The following is a 1,082-nucleotide window of genomic DNA, read 5'->3' as shown; positions in this document are numbered from 1 at the left end:
ATGGCTCTTTGCCCGTTAAGTAGTGACGGGCTCACGCCATGAGCCAGTGGCCGGGCATCGTGACAGGCATACGGCGGCAAGCCGGGTGCTCTGGAGAAGGCGATGCAGGAACGAGACTGGAAGCTGTGGCTGAAGCGGTTGCACGAGCTGAGCCCTCAGCAGCGCCAGGCGCTGGTGGCGCAACTGCGCACGCCGGACGAGCGTGAGCGGGTGCTGGCGCAGATTGACCTGGCGAGCGAGGTCAAGCCGAAGTGCCCGCATTGCGACGCAGGACGGGTAGTGCGTAACGGACAGGCCGATGGTCTGCAGCGCTACAAGTGTCGAGGCTGCGGCAAGACCTTCAATGCCTTGACGGCCACACCGCTGGCACGACTGCGTCAGCGGCACAAGTGGCTGGCGCAGGCACGGGTGCTCGACGAGGGGCTGAGCGTGCACCAGGCGGCCCAGCGCCTGCAGGTAGCGCCCAGCACCGCGTTCCGCTGGCGCCACCGCTTCCTCAGCCTGGCGCAACAGGCCAAGTCGGCGCTGCTCAGCGGCATCGCCGAGGCAGATGAGACCTTCATCCTGCGCTCGTCCAAGGGCCAACGGGTGAGCGGGCGCAAGCCTCGGCGCCGTGGCGGTCATGCCAGCACCCGGGGCACCAGCGACGACCACGTTCCCGTGCTGGTGGCCCGGGACCGCTCAGGTGGCAGCACCGACTTCATCCTCGGGCGAGCCTCCAAGCGCGAAATCCTGGCCTCGCTCGCCACCGTGCTCGCCCCGGATGCCGTGCTGTGCACCGATGGCAGCTCCGCCATGGCCACGGCCGCCATCGCGATGGGCATCGAGCACCACGCCTTGAACATGAGCACCGGCTCTCGCGTGCGCGGGGCCTGGCACATCCAAAACGTCAACGCCTACCACTCGCGGCTCAAGGGCTGGCTGCGCCGCTTCCGCGGCGTGGCGACCAGCTACCTGCACCACTACCTCGGCTGGTTTCGTGTCGTGGACCGCTGTGCTCCCGCCCACCTCCCTCCGGAACAACTCCTCAGCCTCTCCCTTGGACGATTCGCTCATCCATAGGCAACGCGCAAAGAGCCAAA

The 1,082-nt window shown here is 67.6% G+C and carries 1 protein-coding gene; it reads left to right on the top strand.

The window, feature by feature from the left end:
• Nucleotides 1-102 precede the first annotated feature (102 nt).
• Nucleotides 103-1,062 carry an IS1595 family transposase gene (locus tag AC07VX_RS26840; protein WP_493167856.1) on the top strand — a complete coding sequence of 320 codons (960 nt, stop codon included), beginning with the start codon at nucleotides 103-105 and terminating at the stop codon, nucleotides 1,060-1,062.
• The last annotated feature ends 20 nt before the right edge of the window (nucleotides 1,063-1,082 follow it).

Source organism: Roseateles sp. GW821-FHT03B02, assembly GCF_059421025.1.
This window is presented reverse-complemented; position numbering and strand designations above follow the sequence as displayed.